17 protein-coding genes are annotated in these 15745 nt (G+C 62.4%); 4 read left to right on the forward strand and 13 right to left on the reverse strand.

The window, feature by feature from the left end:
- Genes C7450_RS03780 through C7450_RS03790 form a run of 3 tightly spaced genes read left to right on the forward strand, consistent with a single transcriptional unit; the run spans position 1 to position 3019 of the window.
- On the forward strand, positions 1-1176 hold the full coding sequence (locus C7450_RS03780; protein ID WP_170147027.1) for a CaiB/BaiF CoA transferase family protein: 1176 nt from the start codon (positions 1-3) through the stop codon (positions 1174-1176).
- Entirely contained in the window at positions 1173-2096 is a 924-nt protein-coding gene (locus C7450_RS03785; protein WP_110373011.1) for a PhnD/SsuA/transferrin family substrate-binding protein, read from the forward strand. Before C7450_RS03780 ends, C7450_RS03785 begins: the two co-directional genes overlap by 4 nt.
- 38 nt (positions 2097-2134) lie before the next feature.
- A complete protein-coding gene (locus tag C7450_RS03790; protein ID WP_170147028.1) occupies positions 2135-3019 on the forward strand; it encodes an amidohydrolase family protein in 885 nt (294 codons plus the stop codon).
- 56 nt (positions 3020-3075) lie between these two features.
- Here the strand turns inward: C7450_RS03790 and C7450_RS03795 are convergent, their stop codons facing one another.
- The 6 genes from C7450_RS03795 to C7450_RS03820 all read right to left on the reverse strand — a co-directional run bounded on the left by C7450_RS03795 (position 3076) and on the right by C7450_RS03820 (position 7760).
- Positions 3076-3465 (reverse strand): Zn-ribbon domain-containing OB-fold protein, encoded by a 390-nt coding sequence (locus C7450_RS03795; RefSeq protein WP_110373013.1) that lies wholly within the window; start codon positions 3463-3465, stop codon positions 3076-3078.
- Between the two features lie 11 nt (positions 3466-3476).
- Positions 3477-4652 carry a thiolase family protein gene (locus tag C7450_RS03800; RefSeq protein ID WP_110373014.1) on the reverse strand — a complete coding sequence of 392 codons (1176 nt, stop codon included), beginning with the start codon at positions 4650-4652 and terminating at the stop codon, positions 3477-3479.
- Positions 4653-4787: 135 nt separating this feature from the next.
- Entirely contained in the window at positions 4788-5468 is a 681-nt protein-coding gene (locus C7450_RS03805) for a 3-oxoacid CoA-transferase subunit B (protein WP_245449455.1), read from the reverse strand.
- Between the two features lie 10 nt (positions 5469-5478).
- A complete protein-coding gene (locus C7450_RS03810; RefSeq protein WP_210206367.1) occupies positions 5479-6162 on the reverse strand; it encodes a 3-oxoacid CoA-transferase subunit A in 684 nt (227 codons plus the stop codon).
- Positions 6162-6587, reverse strand: coding sequence for a Zn-ribbon domain-containing OB-fold protein (locus C7450_RS03815; RefSeq protein WP_110373017.1), 426 nt, complete (start codon positions 6585-6587; stop codon positions 6162-6164). Before C7450_RS03815 ends, C7450_RS03810 begins: the two co-directional genes overlap by 1 nt.
- 3 nt (positions 6588-6590) lie before the next feature.
- Complete coding sequence (locus tag C7450_RS03820) at positions 6591-7760, reverse strand: thiolase domain-containing protein (RefSeq protein ID WP_110373018.1); 1170 nt, start codon at positions 7758-7760, stop codon at positions 6591-6593.
- 744 nt (positions 7761-8504) lie between these two features.
- Here C7450_RS03820 and C7450_RS33435 point away from each other — a divergent pair.
- On the forward strand, positions 8505-8993 hold the full coding sequence (locus tag C7450_RS33435; RefSeq protein ID WP_146227247.1) for a hypothetical protein: 489 nt from the start codon (positions 8505-8507) through the stop codon (positions 8991-8993).
- Between the two features lie 44 nt (positions 8994-9037).
- Here C7450_RS33435 and C7450_RS03830 read toward each other — a convergent pair whose 3' ends face one another.
- The 7 genes from C7450_RS03830 to C7450_RS03860 are packed head-to-tail and all read right to left on the reverse strand — an operon-like array spanning position 9038 to position 15740.
- The gene (locus C7450_RS03830) at positions 9038-9808 is read right to left on the reverse strand and encodes a sugar phosphate isomerase/epimerase family protein (protein WP_170147029.1); all 771 of its coding nucleotides are present in this window, start codon (positions 9806-9808) and stop codon (positions 9038-9040) included.
- 32 nt (positions 9809-9840) lie between these two features.
- The gene (locus tag C7450_RS03835) at positions 9841-11577 is read right to left on the reverse strand and encodes an FAD-dependent oxidoreductase (protein WP_110373021.1); all 1737 of its coding nucleotides are present in this window, start codon (positions 11575-11577) and stop codon (positions 9841-9843) included.
- An 8-nt stretch (positions 11578-11585) separates the two neighbouring features.
- Complete coding sequence (locus tag C7450_RS03840) at positions 11586-12623, reverse strand: Gfo/Idh/MocA family protein (protein WP_110373022.1); 1038 nt, start codon at positions 12621-12623, stop codon at positions 11586-11588.
- A gap of 13 nt (positions 12624-12636) precedes the next feature.
- A complete protein-coding gene (locus C7450_RS03845; protein ID WP_110373023.1) occupies positions 12637-13509 on the reverse strand; it encodes a sulfurtransferase in 873 nt (290 codons plus the stop codon).
- Between the two features lie 28 nt (positions 13510-13537).
- On the reverse strand, positions 13538-14284 hold the full coding sequence (locus C7450_RS03850) for an amino acid ABC transporter ATP-binding protein (RefSeq protein WP_110373024.1): 747 nt from the start codon (positions 14282-14284) through the stop codon (positions 13538-13540).
- Positions 14281-14997, reverse strand: a complete 717-nt coding sequence (locus C7450_RS03855) for an amino acid ABC transporter permease (protein WP_110373025.1) — start codon at positions 14995-14997, stop codon at positions 14281-14283. The genes C7450_RS03850 and C7450_RS03855 overlap by 4 nt, the downstream gene beginning before the upstream one ends.
- Positions 14994-15740, reverse strand: coding sequence for an amino acid ABC transporter permease (locus C7450_RS03860; protein ID WP_110373026.1), 747 nt, complete (start codon positions 15738-15740; stop codon positions 14994-14996). The genes C7450_RS03855 and C7450_RS03860 overlap by 4 nt, the downstream gene beginning before the upstream one ends.
- Between the last annotated feature and the right edge of the window lie 5 nt (positions 15741-15745).

Here is a 15745-nt window from a genome sequence, read left to right on the forward strand (position 1 = left end):
ATGGACCAGTGCCGCGTCCTCGATCTTGGCATCATCACCGCCGGCGCGGCGACTTCGGCAGTTCTCGCCGACCTCGGCGCCGAGGTCATTAAGATCGAAAGTCCTTCCTACAAAGATCCATTCCGGATCTGGTCAGGCGAAACATTTCCCGGCGAGCACCCCGATCTGCCGCCGTTCTTCCGCATGACCAACCGCGGCAAGCTGAACGCCGGGATCGACTTAAAACATCCGAAAGGCCGTGACGTCTTTCTGCGCCTCGTCGCCCGTAGCGATGTCGTGGTCGAGAACTTCAGCCGCGGCGTCATGGAGCGTCTCGGGCTCGATTTCGCCACTCTGAAGCGCGCCAATCCGAATATCATTCTCGCATCCATTTCGAGCCAGGGCGAATACGGACCGGACGCCCGCTACGTCTCCTTCGGCTCGACGCTCGAAGCCATGGCAGGCCTTGCCGCTCTCACCGGATACGAGGGCGGCGCGCCCGTGGTCTCCGGCATCGCGCTCAACTACCCCGACCAGGTGGTGGCGATGTTCGCAGCCGGCATGATCGCGACAGCCTGGCATGCGCGCGGCAATGGGGCCGGTGGCGTGCATCTAGACATGTCACAACGCGAGTTGACCAGTTTCTTATGCGGCGAAGCTTTTCTGGCCGCAGCCACACCGGCACGACGGGGAAATGCCCAGCCCGGCATTCCCGTGCAGGATTGCTACCGGGCGGATGACGGACAATGGGTGGCCGTCACCATACGCGCAGAGCAACTCGGCGCGCTGAAAGGACTGGCCGGCGATGACGCAGCGCCTGCCCTCGCGGCCTGGGTTGCCGGGCGGACGGCGCCGGAGGCGGCCGCCGACCTTAAGGCCCACGGGATAGATGCTGCGCAGGTGCTCGACGGTCGCGGTGTGCTCGCCCAGCGCGGCGTCGCCTGGACGCGGGCGCTCCAGCAAGGGAAGGATTCGGATATGGTGAAGGGCTTCCTGTTCACGGACGATGCGCGCCCGATGACGCCGAGCCGCCCGGCCGCGCATTGCGGCGCCGATACGCGTGAGGTCCTTCATCGCGTGGGCGGCTACAGCCAGGCGGACATCGATGCCCTGATTGCAAGCGCCGCGGTGGCGAGCTACGATCAGGATGCGCCGGCGACCGGCACGATCGGCGTCGAAGTGGTGGCCGCGCAATGATCATCACGGGACGCGACTACGAGCACACCTTGGCCATTCCGAGGACAGAGGATGCGCCAATCCGCTACCAGCCGGCAGAACTCGGGCCGGTCATCCAGACGATACTGAAAGGCGAGCCTTTCGACGCCGCTGAATTCACGCTCGCAGGCTATATCATTCTGCGCACCCGCGGCATGCTCGACGTCACGGCACTGCCCATTTTCCCGGCCCGCTCGTTTTTCCATTCCTGCCTGTGGGTTCGCCACGATTCGCCCCTTTGCAGCCTGGACGATTTGTCGGGCCGACGCATCGGCCTGCGCGACTACAGCTCGACGACCTCCGTGTGGTTCCGCGGCCATCTCAAGGCCCACCATGGCATCGACTGGCGCGCCAATACCTGGGTTGTCGGCCCCAACCGCCGCTTCCCGCCGCCGCCCGAGGCGGATGTCGTCGCAGCCGACGGCGATCTCGAGGATCTCCTCGTCGGCGGCGATATCGATCTCTTCTTCTCCGTGCGCGTTCGCGACCAGAAGAAGCCGCTGCCCGAGCGTGCCCTGCGTCCTCTCCTGCCGGATCCCCAGGGCGCCGAGGCAGACTACTATCGGCAGACAGGCCGATTTCCACTTCTCCATGTCGTCATCCTCTCGCGCGCGGCCGCCGCAAAGGATCCCCAGGCCGCGGATGCCATCGTCGGTCTGTTCGAGCAGGCCAAGCGCAGCGCCCTGCAGCGCAAGCTCGGCAGCACCTTCCTGCCTTGGGGTGAGGCGCGTTGGAACAGCACCATGGCCCTGTTCGGCGGCGATCCCATGCCGTACGGACTGACGCCGGAGAACCGCGCTGCGATCGAAACGCTGATTGACTATCTGCATGACCAGAGGCTGATCAGCCATCGGCCAGACGTCGATGACCTGTTTCAGCCGGCGAATGCCATGGCGCGCTGAGGATTTTTCTTAAGAACACTATGCGGCGGGAGAAAGCAATGAACGTGAGACCGCAACCGGTGCCCGGCCCAAAGCGGCCTGTTTCGCCGCCACGAAAGCCGCTTCCGAAAGGCGCGTGGGACTGCCACGCCCATGTCTTTGGCCCGTTTGACCGCTTCCCCGTGAGCGACGAGCGCCGGTATGAACCGCCACTTGCGCCGGTCGAAGACTATCTGGCCATGCTCGATACCGTTGGTTTCGCCAATGGCGTCATCGTGCATGCATCGGCCAAGGGTTTCGACATGAGCAATGTCGCCGATGCGCTGGCGCGCCGGCCCGACACGCTCGTCGGCGTGGCGGTGGTTGCGCCGGATGCGGATGACGCAGAGTTCAGCCGCCTTCACGACCAGGGATTCCGCGCCATTCGCTTCACGGAGAATGGCGGGCACAGCGGGCGCTCATTCGGCACCCTCTATTTCGATGATCTCGCGCGTCTGGCGCCCCGCCTGAAGGAGATGGGATGGCATGCCCAGATCTGGGGGCGCTGCGATTTCATCATGAACGAGCGGCAAGCGCTCGACAGCTACAATCTGCCCCTCGTCTTCGACCATCTCGGCTATGTCGAGGCGGCCAAAGGCGTGGACGACCGCGTCTTCCAGACCTTTCTCGCGTGGGTTTCGACCGGCGACTACTGGGTGAAGACGACGCCGGTGCGCATATCCAAGACGGCACCGGACTATCCCGAAGCGCGACCTTTCTTCGAAGCGCTGTTGCGCCAGGTGCCCGACCGCCTGCTCTTCGGCAGCGATTGGCCCTATCTCAGCCTCGACGCAGCCCCGCCGGATGTCGGCCACATGGTCGACCTCCTCGACAGCTGGACCGGCGATGACAGTCTCCGCCAGAAGATGTTTGTCGATAATCCGAACGCATTCTACAGGCGCTAGGCCCGTCTGAAGAAAAAAAGGCCGGCCATCGATCGGCCGGCCTTTTGCTACTTGGATCAGACCAGCTTCATCTTCGGTATCGTCACGCCGTCATGCTCTGCATAGACCACCTGCACGCGGCGTCCGATCCAGTCACCTTCCGGCTCCGGTCCGACCAGATTGGATACGACGATCGGCCCTTCGTCGAGACGAACCGCAATCGTGTTGTAGGGCGGCGGAAAATCGTCGAAGTATTTGCGATGGAAGATGGCCCAGGACAGGATCTCCCCGGTCCCCTTGATCGGGCGCCATTCGTAGTTCATCGAGAGGCTGTCAGGGCAAATCGGCGACGGGGGATAGCGAAAACGCGCGCTCTCCGGGCAATACTGCAGAGCCCATTCCTTGCGTGCGATGCTGTCCCACATCGGCTTGTCGTAATGACCGAGGACGCGGCTTGAATGTCCCATGGCGATCCTCCTCAATGACCATAGATGATCGACAACGCCTTGCCGGCAACGTCGGATGAATAGTGGACATAGCGACAGTCCGGCACCTGCCGGTCGCCGCACTCGCCGCGGATCTGACGCACGGCTTCCACCTGATGGTTCCAGCCCTGCATGTAGCTCTCGGAGAGATGCCCGCCCGATGTATTCACCGGCAGACCGCGTTCCAGCGAGATGCCGGTCTCGCGGAGGAACTTCGCCGCCTCTCCATAACCGCAATATCCGTAGCCTTCCAGGGCAAGCGGGATATGCACGGAGAAGCTGTCGTAGATCTGCAGGCAGGACATATCCTTCGGCCCGACGCCGGCCATATTGAAGACCTGCTCTGCTACCTTCGCCTGAGCCGGGCGGTAGAAATTGGTGAGGCGCGGGGCGAGGCTCGTCGCCTCGCGGCTGAGATCATGGCGCCCGATGCCGTGGATGACGGCCGGCTTGCGCTTGCCCCGCCGGGCGCGCTCGGCGCTCATCATGATGAAGGCGACGCCCCCATCGTTGATCAGACAGTAATCGAGCAGATGAAGCGGCTCGGTGACGTAGTTTGTGGCGAGATAGTCCTCGATCGTCACGCGCTTCTGCATGATCGCATGGGGATTGAGGCTTGCGTGCAGGCGCTGCGCCACGGCGACTTGCCCCATGTCGGCCTCGGTGAAGCCGGTGTCATGCATGAAGCGGCGCAGCATGATCGCATAGAGCGCGCCTTGGGAAGTGAACCCCCACGGCGCATGGTAGATGTAGGACAGGAAGGCGTTGCCACCGGCGGCGTTGCTGCCGCCATAATTCACGGCGGCCGAGCGTTGATCGTTGCCATAGACGAGGGCCACCACTTCGCACATCCCCGCGTGGATCGCCATGGCGGCGGCCTGGATGCCCATCATGGCGTCCGCCTGGGCGCCCCAGCTTGGATCGATGCCAAGCACCTCGCACATGCGTTCATGCGCCGTCGGCGGGCCGGAGACCAGGCCGTCGATCTCGGACTTGTCGATGCCGGCGTCCTCGAGCGCCCGCTTCAGGGCGATCGCGCCATAGCCGAAGGAGTCGTGCGGCTTCGCCCCGCCGCGAACGGCGGCATAATCGGCGATCCAGTCGCTGTGGCCGACGCCGGCGATTGCCGCGACCCCTGACAGCGCCTTGCTCAGTTGACTTTTGCTCATGCCATTGTCTCAAGCCATCGGGCGCTTTGCGGGCGCCATCCAGTGAGCCGGGACTGTGGGTGCAGGCCCGGACGATCGACCGGCTGCGACGCCGACTGTGGTGTTGCGATCACCCCGCCGGCGAAGAGCCCAGCGTCATGCAGCCACGCCGGCGCGGTGGAGCTTGGCGTCCGTGCGCGCCTGCACGGCGTCGAAATCCACCCCGTCGAGGAGTTCGCGCACCTCGAAACCACGCGGCGTCACATCGAGAACCGCAAGATTCGTATAAACGCGCTTGACGACCCCGGCCGCGGTCAAGGGATAGGAGCAGGCGCTTACGAGCTTGCTCGCGCCCTGTTTGGTGGTGTGGTCCATCGCGACCCAGATGCGCCGCGCTCCGACGGCCAGATCCATCGCCCCGCCCACCGCGGGCGCCGTGTCGGCGGCCGAGGTCGACCAGTTGGCGAGATCACCATTGTCGGCCACCTCGAGCGCGCCCAGCACGCAGAGGTCGATATGCCCGCCGCGGATCATCGTGAAGCTGAGCGTGTGATCGAACAGGCTTGCGCCCGGCAACAGGGTGACGTTCTGCTTGCCCGCATTCACGAGCCACGGATCCGGCGTCTCGTCATCCGGCGCGGGCCCCATGCCGAGGATCCCATTTTCCGACTGGAACAGCACCTCACGGCCGGCTGGCACGAGATCGCTGATCAGGGTCGGGATGCCGATGCCGAGGTTGACATGCCAGCCCTCCGGGATGTCGCGCGCGACCAGCCTGGCAATTGCCTTGCGCGCTTCCAAGCCCGGCCCGACCATGCGTTCGGCTGCTGCTCTCATGGCGCACTCCTCAATAGCTGATCGCCGGATACGGCGGCTCGTAGGGAATTTCGACGACGCGATCGACGAAAATGGAAGGCGTCACGACATCCTCGGGATCGATGGCGCCGAGCTCGACCACGCGCTGCACCTGGGCAACCGTCAGCGCTGCCGCCGTCGCCATCACCGGGTTGAAGTTCTGGCCTGACCCGCGATAGGTGAGATTGCCCCAGCGATCACCCTCCCAGGCCTCGATGATGGCGACGTCTCCCTTCAATGGTTTTTCGAAGACATAGGCCACCCCGTCGATCTCCCGCGTTTCCTTGCCCGCGGCGAGCAGAGTGCCCGCGCTGGTGCGGGTGTAGAATCCGCCTATTCCGGCACCCGCCGCGCGAATGCGCTCGGCCAGCGTGCCTTGCGGCGTGATTTCGAGCTCGAGCTTGCCGGCTGCGTAGAGTTCGGTAAAGACGGCGGCCGTGCGCGGGTAGGAGCAGATGATCTTGGCGACGCGGCCAAGCTTCATCAATCGGGGCAAACCGCTCGTTCCGACCCCGGCATTGTTGCAGACGATGACGAGATCGCGCGCGCCCTGCTCGATCAGGCCGTCGATCAGCGCCATAGGATGGCCGATTTGCCCGAACCCGCCGACGAGAATGGTCGATCCGTCCCGGACGTCCGCGAGCGCTTCGGCAGCGCGCGCGACTTGCTTGTTGATCATGGCCGCTCCTCCGCAGGGTCCACGACGCCGGCTGCCGCCTTCGGGGCGAACATGGGCAGCGCGGCGCCCTCGGCCGTCGTGACGAAGCGCAGCGTCACGGCATCGCCGATCGACAGCCCGTCCGGATCGCAATCGACGATATTGGTCATCATGGTCGGCCCCTCGGCCAAGGTCACATAGGCCATGACGTAAGGTGGCTTGGCCCGGCGCATGACGCTGTAGGAATAGATGACGCCCTCGCCGGAGGCCTCTTCCCACACGGTGTCGGCACTCGCGCAGAAGGGGCAATGGCTGCGCGGATACCAATGGGCCTTGCCGCACGCGGTGCAGCGCTTCACCAGGAAACGCCCCTCGCCGGCCGCATGCCAGAACGCCTCCGTTTCCGCAGAGGGTTGGGGTTCGATGAAGACGCGCTCGTTCATCGTTCACTCCCGCTCAAGGATCAGGGTACCGGAGGCATGGCGGACGCCGAGTTGTCCACCGATGCCATTCGCCAGCGCGAGGTCGCAATTGGCGACCTGCACGGCGGGATGAGCCTCGCCCCGCACTTGGCGGACGGCTTCGATGATCTTGGTCATGCCGCCGCGGTTGCCGGGGTGGTTGTTGCACAATCCGCCGCCGTCGGTATTGAACGGCAGCCGGCCGACGCCGCTGATCAGGTTGCCGTCCATCACGAAGCGCCCGCCCTCGCCCTTGGCGCAGAAGCCGAGATCCTCCAGTTGCAGAAGGACGGTGATGGTGAAGCTGTCGTAGAGGGAGACATATTTGATGTCGGCCGGCCTGACGCCGGCCTGTTCAAAGGCCGTCTTCCCCGACCAGGCGGCACCCGACTGGGTGATCTCGAAATACCCGCCCTGCTGGTGCTGCGGGCGCTCGCCGGTACCAATCACCTTGACCAGCGGGCGCTTCAGGCTGCGCGCGATCTCCGGGCGCGTGACGACCAGCGCACCGCCGCCATCGGTGACCACGCAGCAGTCGAGCCGATGCAGGGGGTCTGCCACCATCGGCGAATTGATGACATCCTCCACGGTCACAACGTCGCGCGCATAGGCGCGCTCGTTGTGCTGGGCGTGATGCGAGGCGGCCACTTTGATCCAGGCCAGTTGTTCGCTCGTCGTGCCATAGAGATGCATGTGCCGCATCGCGGTCATGCCGTACATGTTCAGGATCTGCATCCCGAACGGCTGCTCCCACTGAAAATCCGGCTGGTTGGGATCGTCCCGGCGGACGAGACCGCCCTTGCCGCGCCCTTCGGTCCGCGGCCGGCCCGCAAGCGTGATCAGCGCGACGTTGCACTTGCCGGCTGCGATCGCCTGGGCGGCATGGGCGACATGCAGGAGATAGGACGAGCCGCTGGTATTGGTCGTGTCGACATGCCGCAGATCGAGATTGAGATAGTCGGCGATGGACAGGGGGCCGGTGCCGGGCGCGTCGGGCCCGCAAAAGAAGCCGTCCACGTCATCCTTGCCCAAGCCCGCATCCGCCAGGGCGCCCAAGGCAACGTCCGCCTGCAACTGCGCGAGCGTCTTATCCCCTGCGTCGCGGGTTGGATGTTCGAAAGCCCCGACAATATAGGCCAGCGCGGGACGGCTCATCGGTCTGCACACATCGTTCGTTCCGACCTCCCGGTCTTTGCATTCTTCTCACCCAACGCCCCCTTTGAAGCGTGCTCGGCGATGCTATCGGACCATGGCGGAGTGGCGCGCGGGGTCAAGAGATTTGGCTGCCCCGTTGTTTGATCTTAGGTCAAACAAAAACAATCCGGCCGAATTCTCGTCCTGCGCTTCATTTTTCTCAATTGACCGTAACGATGGCCTGCCGTCCTCCCGGATCGGGAGAGACATGCCGATAACAATGAGCTGCAATGCCTTTTCGTCCGCTCTGCGGAGGGTCGTTGCTCGCTTCATACTGTTCCCGCGGCGCCAGCTCACCAGCGACGCCGTCCGCTTCGCTGCAACATATATTCACCGGTCATTGTATGTCCGATGGTTGATCATGCCTCGCTGCAGCGAAACGGGGGCTCGAGGCTGTGCGTCTATACTGGTCAGCGCGCTCGCCTCAAGTTTTCATTGGTGCGCGTTTCGATCTGATTGCATCAGATCGGCGCTCTAACCTTTTTTATTTCAAGCATAATCTTATCGATCCTCGTTTCACTCCGGTCGGATTATGCTCTAGCAGGCTGTTGAAAAACTCAGCCTTTGCCTGAGCGATGTCATTTGGCGACGGTGTCATTCCCGGCCGAGGGTCGCAAGGCCCGAGGGGAAGGGAATCCAGAACAATGGCGCCCTTGATGATTTTGGATCCCCTTCCCGCTATTGGCTTCGCCAATCGCGCCGGGGATGACACGTGAGCGGTTCGAGAAACAGTTTTTCAACAGCCTGCTAGTGGTTCGACTCCGACATTTGCATCCGCCTGATACCGGCCTCGGAGCAAATGTCGGAGTCAAGAAAACCACTAGCAAGTTATTGGTTCTAGTGGAGCTTTTGAATTTGACATTTGATCTGGAGCTTGATGTCAGGCGGGACTCAAATGTCAAATTCGCTCCACTAGAGCATTTTCGCGTTTCTCCGAATCGCGAAAATGCTCCATGTCTTTATTTTAGCGCATTTTCTTCACGCGAACCGGTGTCCACTTCGCTCGAAAATGCTCTAGTGGTTCTGCTCCGACATTTGCATCCGCCTGATACCGGCCTCGGAGCAAATGTCGGAGTCAAGAAAACCACTAGCAAGTTATTGGTTCTAGTGGAGCTTTTGAATTTGACATTTGATCTGGAGCTTGATGTCAGGCGGGACTCAAATGTCAAATTCGCTCCACTAGGACAAGCTTGACCTGTCTTGGGATCGTAGACCTTATCGCGGGGGGTGTAAGGCTTTCAGCTCTTGATAAGCTTCTCGGTTGCCTCTCGGCACAGTCGAGCGACAGCCCTTTCCCCTTCCAGTCTTGTCTTGGCCTGCATCGGAATTTCCAGCGCAATCGGTATATCGTCTGGCATCGCTGCCAGAAACCCACGCAGATCGAGGCCTCCCTCGCCCGGCGGCAAACGTTCCTCGCGCGCGGCCTTCAAAAGCCCTTCGAGGGAACCTGGATGCTCGGCTTGAGCATCACACAGATGAAGGTATCGAAAGCGACCCGCGGGCTGGCATTTCAGATCCGCCAATGTGGTTGTCGAGCGGGCCAGGTGAAGGGCATCGACCAGCACGCCCGCGTTTTCGGCGCCACTTGCATCAATAACCCGCACGGCATCGGCCAGATTTGCAACGGCGGTCCAGGGATAGAACTCCAGATTGACGCAAATGCCGAGCGGGCGCGCGATGTCCGCTACGCGGGCCAGGTTGTCGCAGAGGCGACCTTCGTCTGGATCGTAGGCTGCCAGCAAGGCCTGGGAGGCGCCCAACTCGGCGCCCACCTCCAGGGCCGCGGTAAAGTTCGCGAGATCCAGCGATGGCTCGAGGCGCAAGATCTCAAGGTCGAGCACCTTGATACCCGTTTCGGCCAGGGCACGCCGCGTTTCGCGCAACATCGCCCTGTCGCTCTGCAGAGGATAGGACGCCGTGTCCGGCGTTACGGCTATCAGACGCAGGCCCACCGCCTGATAGCCGGTCTCCGCAGCAAGGCGGACCAAATCCGGCGGCGCGAGCGACAATGCGGTGAGATGGGCAAGGGATAAAAGCCTGTTCATCGTGTATCGCCTGCCTCGTGATCATCTCTGGATAGCTGAAGGCCCACGATATGCCCGAAGGTCATGGCGGGACCGAGATTGATGCCACCGGCCGGGTATGCGCCCTTCATGATGCTGGTCATGTCGGCGCCCGCGGCGAACAGGCCGGGGATCGGCGCGCTATCCCGATCAAGGACCCGCGCCGCGGCATCGGTCCGGATGCCCTTGAATGTTCCCATGCTGCCCGGCACGATGCGAACAGCATAGAATGGAGCGTCCTGCACTGGTGCAACGCAGGGGTTTGGCGAGACGGACGAATCGCCTCCCGCTCTGTTGAACGGTATGTCTCCGCGCCTGTACAATGGATCCCGCCCTTCCGATGCATGACGATTGTAGTCCGCAACCGTCTGTTCAAGGCCGGCACTGTCTATTCCGCATTGCTTGGCGAGCGCACCGATGGTGTGTGCACGTTTGAGATAGCCGATCTTGAGATGGCGCCTGTAAGGCACAGGGGCCGGCCGCACATGCCCCAGCCCGTAACGCCGCAGAAATCGATGGTCACAGACCAGCCAGGCCTCAGCGAGCTCGCCTGTCGGCGTGTTCTGCAGGAGGTCGCAGAGCACGTCGTGATAGCCGTCGGCTTCATTCGTGAATCGGCGCCCGTTCCGAAGAACGGCGATGAGGCCGGGCTTTGCCCGATCGATGAAATGAGGAAACGGGTGATAGGATCCATCGCGGCGCGGGACCAGCGATACGGGGACCCAGGCGCCGGGTTGCTTCACATCATCGCTGAGCGTCGCGCCCACCGTCATCGCCATCCGGAGCCCGTCGCCAGTATTGGTGTGCGGCGCCACAGACCAATGTTCGACGCCCGTCGGCGCGTGGGCGAAGAACTGTCGCTTGAACGCCGGATCCTGCGGAAAGCCCCCCGACGCCAGAACCACGCCGCGTCGGGCGTGGATGATCGCCTCTGTTCCATCGGGCCGCATAGTGGCGACGCCCTCTATCCTCCCCTCGCGCTGAAGGAGGCGATAGGCACGGTGTTGCGTACGGATATCCACGCCGAGATCGAGCGCCGACTTCAGCAGCCGCGCGGCGAGTGCGTTGCCATTGACCAGATACAGGCCGCGCCCGTGGGCTGCCCAGTCGGCAAGATGGCGGGCGAAGCGGCGCGTGGCGTAGACGGCCGAGCGAAGAGATCGGCTGACCGCCATGAAGTGGCTGAGATCGGCGCCGGAGGCGATGGCCATGCCGAAAAAAGCCGTTTCTGCCAACGGCTCGCGCAACAGCCTTATGGAGTGTCCGAGCGCCCGTCCGTCGAATGGCGCCGCACAGACGGACCGGCCGCCGAGCCCCGCGCCGGGGAGCGCGCCATGCATGTCCGGTATCCGGTTGCCATCCACAAATTGGAGAGCCGTGTTCGCTTCGAAAAACGACACCATCCGCGGCCCGGCTTCGAGAAAAGCCTCGATGTGATCGGCGTTATAGGCATCGCCGAGGCTTGCTCGCAAATAGGCTTTGACCGTCTCGGCGTCCTCCTGGATCCCCGCGCGCACAGCCAGCGGATTGCACGGTATCCACATCCAGCCCCCGGACCAGGCGGTCGTTCCGCCCACGACGGGGGCCTTTTCCAGAACCAGACTACGCGCCCCGTGATGGGCCGCCGTCACGGCGGTGGAGAGCCCGGCGGCCCCGGAGCCGATCACGACGACATCAAAGCTCTCCTGTTCAAGCTCCGGGGCCGAGACTTTCATCGCGACGCCTAATTCATCGCTGCCATGCCTGCGGTGCGCGTGATCTCATCACAAGCGACGATCCGCCTTTCGCGGAGCGACAGGTCAGCCGCCGCCGCGATGACCTGGGCTCTCAATCCGTCGTTGATCGAGGGAACCATCGCCCGCGGAAGCTTCCCGCTGGCGAAGTCCACGAAAGCATTGATCGACGCCTTGTAGCTTGGCGCCATGCGGATCATGGGATCCTTCGGCAGGCCTTCCGTCATGATCTTGTCGTCCAGGATGCGCATCACCGCACCCTCGGTGATGCGTGATGACTCGATCAGTCCGCCCGTGCCCAGTATCTCCACGCGATCGTCATAACCATAGACGGCACGGCGCGTATTCTCGATCTGGCAGAGAGCGCCACTCTGCATGCGCAGTGTCACGATCCCGGTGTCGATGTCGTTCGCCTCGGCAAAAACCGGATCCGCGATAACCGAACCAAAAGCAACGACGTCAAGCGGCTCCTCGCCGGTCAACCAGCGAACCATGTCGAAGAAATGAATCATCTTGTCGAAGAACAATCCGCCCGAGACTTTCAGATATGCAAGACTGGGGATCGCATTGGGGCCACGTGAGGTGATCTGCACCGTCTGCACGCGCCCGAGCCGACCTGCCGCAAGATCGGCCTGAACCGCGGCGTGGTTACGGTCGAAGCGGCGATTGAAGCCCACCATGACCTTTTCGGAGGCCTCGCCCAGGCCTATGGACGCGGCATAAGCTTCCGCGAGCGAGGACGCGAGGGGCTTTTCGCAATAGACGAACTTGCCCTTCTTGGCGGCGGCCGTCATCAGCGGGCAATGCGTGTCCGTTGACGAGGCCACGATGACGGCATCAATGCCGTCATCATTGATGATGTCTTCCGCACTGCCTGCCATTCTCGCACCGTGTTCGGCTGCCAGACCGGCCAACCCTGGCGCGAACGGGTCGGCGATGGCGACAATCCTGGCATTGTGGTTCTCGCGCAGGTGGCGCGCATGCACTGAGGCGATACGACCCGCCCCGATCAAACCAATCGATACCATGACAGAACTCCTTTCAGCCGACCTCGATCGGCAGGCTGTGATCTGCGGCCCATTCCGAAAGCGAGGCGTCGTAAATCGCGACATTGTCGTAGCCCAGCATGGCCAGAACGAAGGCATCCGCGCTCGCGGCGATGCCATGGCCGCAATAGGCAATGACCCGCCGGTCCGCGACAGGCAGATGCGCAAAACGCTCTCGCAATACGTCGAGCGGCAAATAGGTTTTCGTTTCCGCATCCAGCAGACTGGCGGCAGGAACATTGACGCTGCCGGGTATTCGGCCTGGCCTGCCATAGGTGTTGCCGTCTATCCCGGCAAATTGCGACGGCAGACGCGCGCTGATGGTGCAAACGGCATCACTGCCGATCGCCGCGAGCACCTCATCCCGGCTGGCGACCATGCGGGGATTGAAGCGAACGGTGAAGCGGCCGGGCTCGCGCGGCAGCGCGGGCCCCGTCTCGACAGGCCGCTGCTCTGCGGCCCATTTGTCGAAACCACCGTCGAGCACCACGACACGCTCGTGACCGAACACGCGCAGGAGCCACCAGACCCGCGTTGCCCACCACGGATCCATGGTGGAATATAGCACGACGGTCTTGCCGGGTTCGATGCCGAACGCCGACGCCCGCTCGGCGAATTGGTCGGCCGGCGGCAGCATGAATTTATAGCGATGCGTGCTGTCGGAAAAATCCTTCTGCACATCGACGAACTGCGCGCCGGGTATGTGGCCCGCCAGAAAACGATCGATGACCGGCTCCGTCCGGTAGATCGTGCGCTCGTCAGGGACGATCCGCGTCGTGCAATCGAAAACCAGCACGTCGCGATCGGACAGCGCGGAGGCCAGCCATTGCGTCGATACGAGATAGTCCGGATGGTTCTGCGTTCGCATGGTCGATTAATCCCATCGGCCGGGCCGCTTAGAGGACCTTGTCGAGGAACGCCCTGGTGCGTTCGTCCTGGGGATTCTCGAAGAAATCCTTCGGGCTGTTGCTCTCGATGATGCGTCCCTTGTCAGTGAAATAAACCGTATCTGATATCTCGCGCGCGAATCTCATCTCGTGGGTTACGAGAATGCAGGTCATTCCCTCTTCCGCCACATCCCGGATCGTTACGAGCACTTCCTTGACGGTTTCAGGGTCGAGCGCCGCAGTCACTTCGTCGAACATCATGACGTCAGGATTCATGCAGAGGCTACGGGCAATGGCCACGCGCTGCTGCTGGCCGCCGGAAAGCTCGCCCGGATAGGCGTTCACCTTCTCGGACAATCTGACCTTGCCAAGCAGTGAATGGGCGCGCGCCTCCACCTCGGCTTTGTCCTGCTTCAGGACCTGCAGCGGCGCCATCATGATATTCTGCAAGACCGTCCGATGGGGGAAGAGATTGTAGCTCTGAAAGACCATGCCGACACGGCGGCGCAGGGCTCGCGCATCGAGTTTGGGATCGTTCACCTCCATTCCGCCAACGGTAATGGATCCCGCATTGATCGGCGCCAGCGCGTTTATGCAGCGCAGGATGGTCGACTTGCCGGAGCCCGACGGACCGATGATCGAAACGATCTCGGACCTTTTCACCGCCATCGAAATTCCCTTGAGAACTTCGAGATGACCATAGGACTTGTGTACGTCTGTGAGGACGACCTGGGGCGCGGCGGCAACTTGGCTCATCTTTGAAGTCCTTTGCTCCAGACCCTTTCCAACTGGCGGGAGAGAAGCGAAATCGGAAAGACATAAACGAAAAAGAGCGCCAGGGTTATGCCGTATGCGGGGAGGATCAGACCCGGCCTGGTCTCCGTCGTCAGGATTGTCTGGGTGATGGTGATCACTTCCTGCACACCCACGATATTCGCCAGCGACGTCGCCATCGCGACGGAGCAATACAGGTTCATCGTCGGCGGCAGCATCTGCTTGAAGGCTTGCGGGAGGATGATCGAGAACACCGTCCTGGCGGGGCCGAAGGCCAGGGCCTCGGCAGCCTCCCACTGCGTGGTCGGAACCGCCCGCATGCCGCCGCGCACGATCTCCGAAATATATCCCGTGACGGGGAGCGAGAAGGCAACGACAGCCTTGACCCAATCGGGGAAGGATATCCACTGCGATCCCACACGGATCTCGAAGGGCATCAGGTACATGACATAGAAAACGATCACCAGCCAAGGACTGTTGCGCAGGAACAACGTCAGGACGCGCGCCGGCAATACAATCAGGCGGACCTTCGACATCTGCAGCGCGCCGAGCGCCGCACCCGTGACAATTCCGATCGCCATGGCGAGCACGGAGATCAGGATATTCAGCCAGAAGCCCTTCAGGATCAGCGGAAACCAGGGAATCAGCACGGCCCATGCGCTGTGAGGGCCGAACATGTCGAGCAATGCCGTCATCGGCCCATCCCCGGCACATAAAGCCAGCGCTCGATCTGGCGCACGATCAGTGTGAAGACCCACATGATCGCGAGATAGGTAATGAGAACAACATTCATCATCTCGATCACGTTGAAATGTTCTGTCCAGATCTCATGGGCTACATAGAGCGCCTCCGGCACCGCGATTGCGTAGGCCATGGCTGTGCTCTTGACGATCTGCGCCATATTGTTGCCCAACGCAGGCAGGCTCGCGCGAAACGCCAGCGGCATGATGACATGATAGAGCGCACCCCAGCGACCGTACCCTAAGGCTTCCGCGGCCTCCTTGGTTGTCTTCGGCACGCCTTCGATGCCCGCGCGCAGGATTTCCGCGACGAAAGCGCCGTACTGCAGCGACAGGGCGATGATCACGAACTGCATCGGGCTGAGAACCGGACCCTCGCCGTTCGGCCCGTAGCTGCTGAGACGAAAATAGGATCCGATGCCGAAAAAGAGAAAGTAGAGCTGCGCCAGCCCCGGCGTATTGCGGAAGAATTCCACATACGCCGTGACGAGCCACCTCAAAGGTGCAAACCGCACCAGCCGTAAAAAGCAGCAGAGCGTTCCGAGCAGCATTGCTCCGAACAGGCCCCAGAGGGCCAGCTCGATGGCGACGTATATGCCGTCTGCATATTTTCTGGCTTCCCACGCGTTATAGAAGACGGAGAAATTCCAGCCGGTGCGGTGATAAAGCGCCTCGAAGCTTTGAGCGAGCAGGTCCATCTGAT

Source organism: Chelatococcus asaccharovorans, from assembly GCF_003201475.1.
Classification (GTDB): domain Bacteria; phylum Pseudomonadota; class Alphaproteobacteria; order Rhizobiales; family Beijerinckiaceae; genus Chelatococcus; species Chelatococcus asaccharovorans.

Coding starts and splice junctions, on each gene's coding strand:
- C7450_RS03780 (WP_170147027.1), top strand. CDS start 1: ATGGACCAGTGCCGCGTCCTCGATCTTGGCATCATCACCGCCGGCGCG.
- C7450_RS03785 (WP_110373011.1), top strand. CDS start 1,173: ATGATCATCACGGGACGCGACTACGAGCACACCTTGGCCATTCCGAGG.
- C7450_RS03790 (WP_170147028.1), top strand. CDS start 2,135: ATGAACGTGAGACCGCAACCGGTGCCCGGCCCAAAGCGGCCTGTTTCG.
- C7450_RS03795 (WP_110373013.1), bottom strand. CDS start 3,465: ATGGGACATTCAAGCCGCGTCCTCGGTCATTACGACAAGCCGATGTGG.
- C7450_RS03800 (WP_110373014.1), bottom strand. CDS start 4,652: ATGAGCAAAAGTCAACTGAGCAAGGCGCTGTCAGGGGTCGCGGCAATC.
- C7450_RS03805 (WP_245449455.1), bottom strand. CDS start 5,468: ATGAGAGCAGCAGCCGAACGCATGGTCGGGCCGGGCTTGGAAGCGCGC.
- C7450_RS03815 (WP_110373017.1), bottom strand. CDS start 6,587: ATGAACGAGCGCGTCTTCATCGAACCCCAACCCTCTGCGGAAACGGAG.
- C7450_RS03820 (WP_110373018.1), bottom strand. CDS start 7,760: ATGAGCCGTCCCGCGCTGGCCTATATTGTCGGGGCTTTCGAACATCCA.
- C7450_RS33435 (WP_146227247.1), top strand. CDS start 8,505: ATGACACGTGAGCGGTTCGAGAAACAGTTTTTCAACAGCCTGCTAGTG.
- C7450_RS03835 (WP_110373021.1), bottom strand. CDS start 11,577: ATGAAAGTCTCGGCCCCGGAGCTTGAACAGGAGAGCTTTGATGTCGTC.
- C7450_RS03840 (WP_110373022.1), bottom strand. CDS start 12,623: ATGGTATCGATTGGTTTGATCGGGGCGGGTCGTATCGCCTCAGTGCAT.
- C7450_RS03845 (WP_110373023.1), bottom strand. CDS start 13,509: ATGCGAACGCAGAACCATCCGGACTATCTCGTATCGACGCAATGGCTG.
- C7450_RS03850 (WP_110373024.1), bottom strand. CDS start 14,284: ATGAGCCAAGTTGCCGCCGCGCCCCAGGTCGTCCTCACAGACGTACAC.
- C7450_RS03855 (WP_110373025.1), bottom strand. CDS start 14,997: ATGACGGCATTGCTCGACATGTTCGGCCCTCACAGCGCATGGGCCGTG.
- C7450_RS03860 (WP_110373026.1), bottom strand. CDS start 15,740: ATGGACCTGCTCGCTCAAAGCTTCGAGGCGCTTTATCACCGCACCGGC.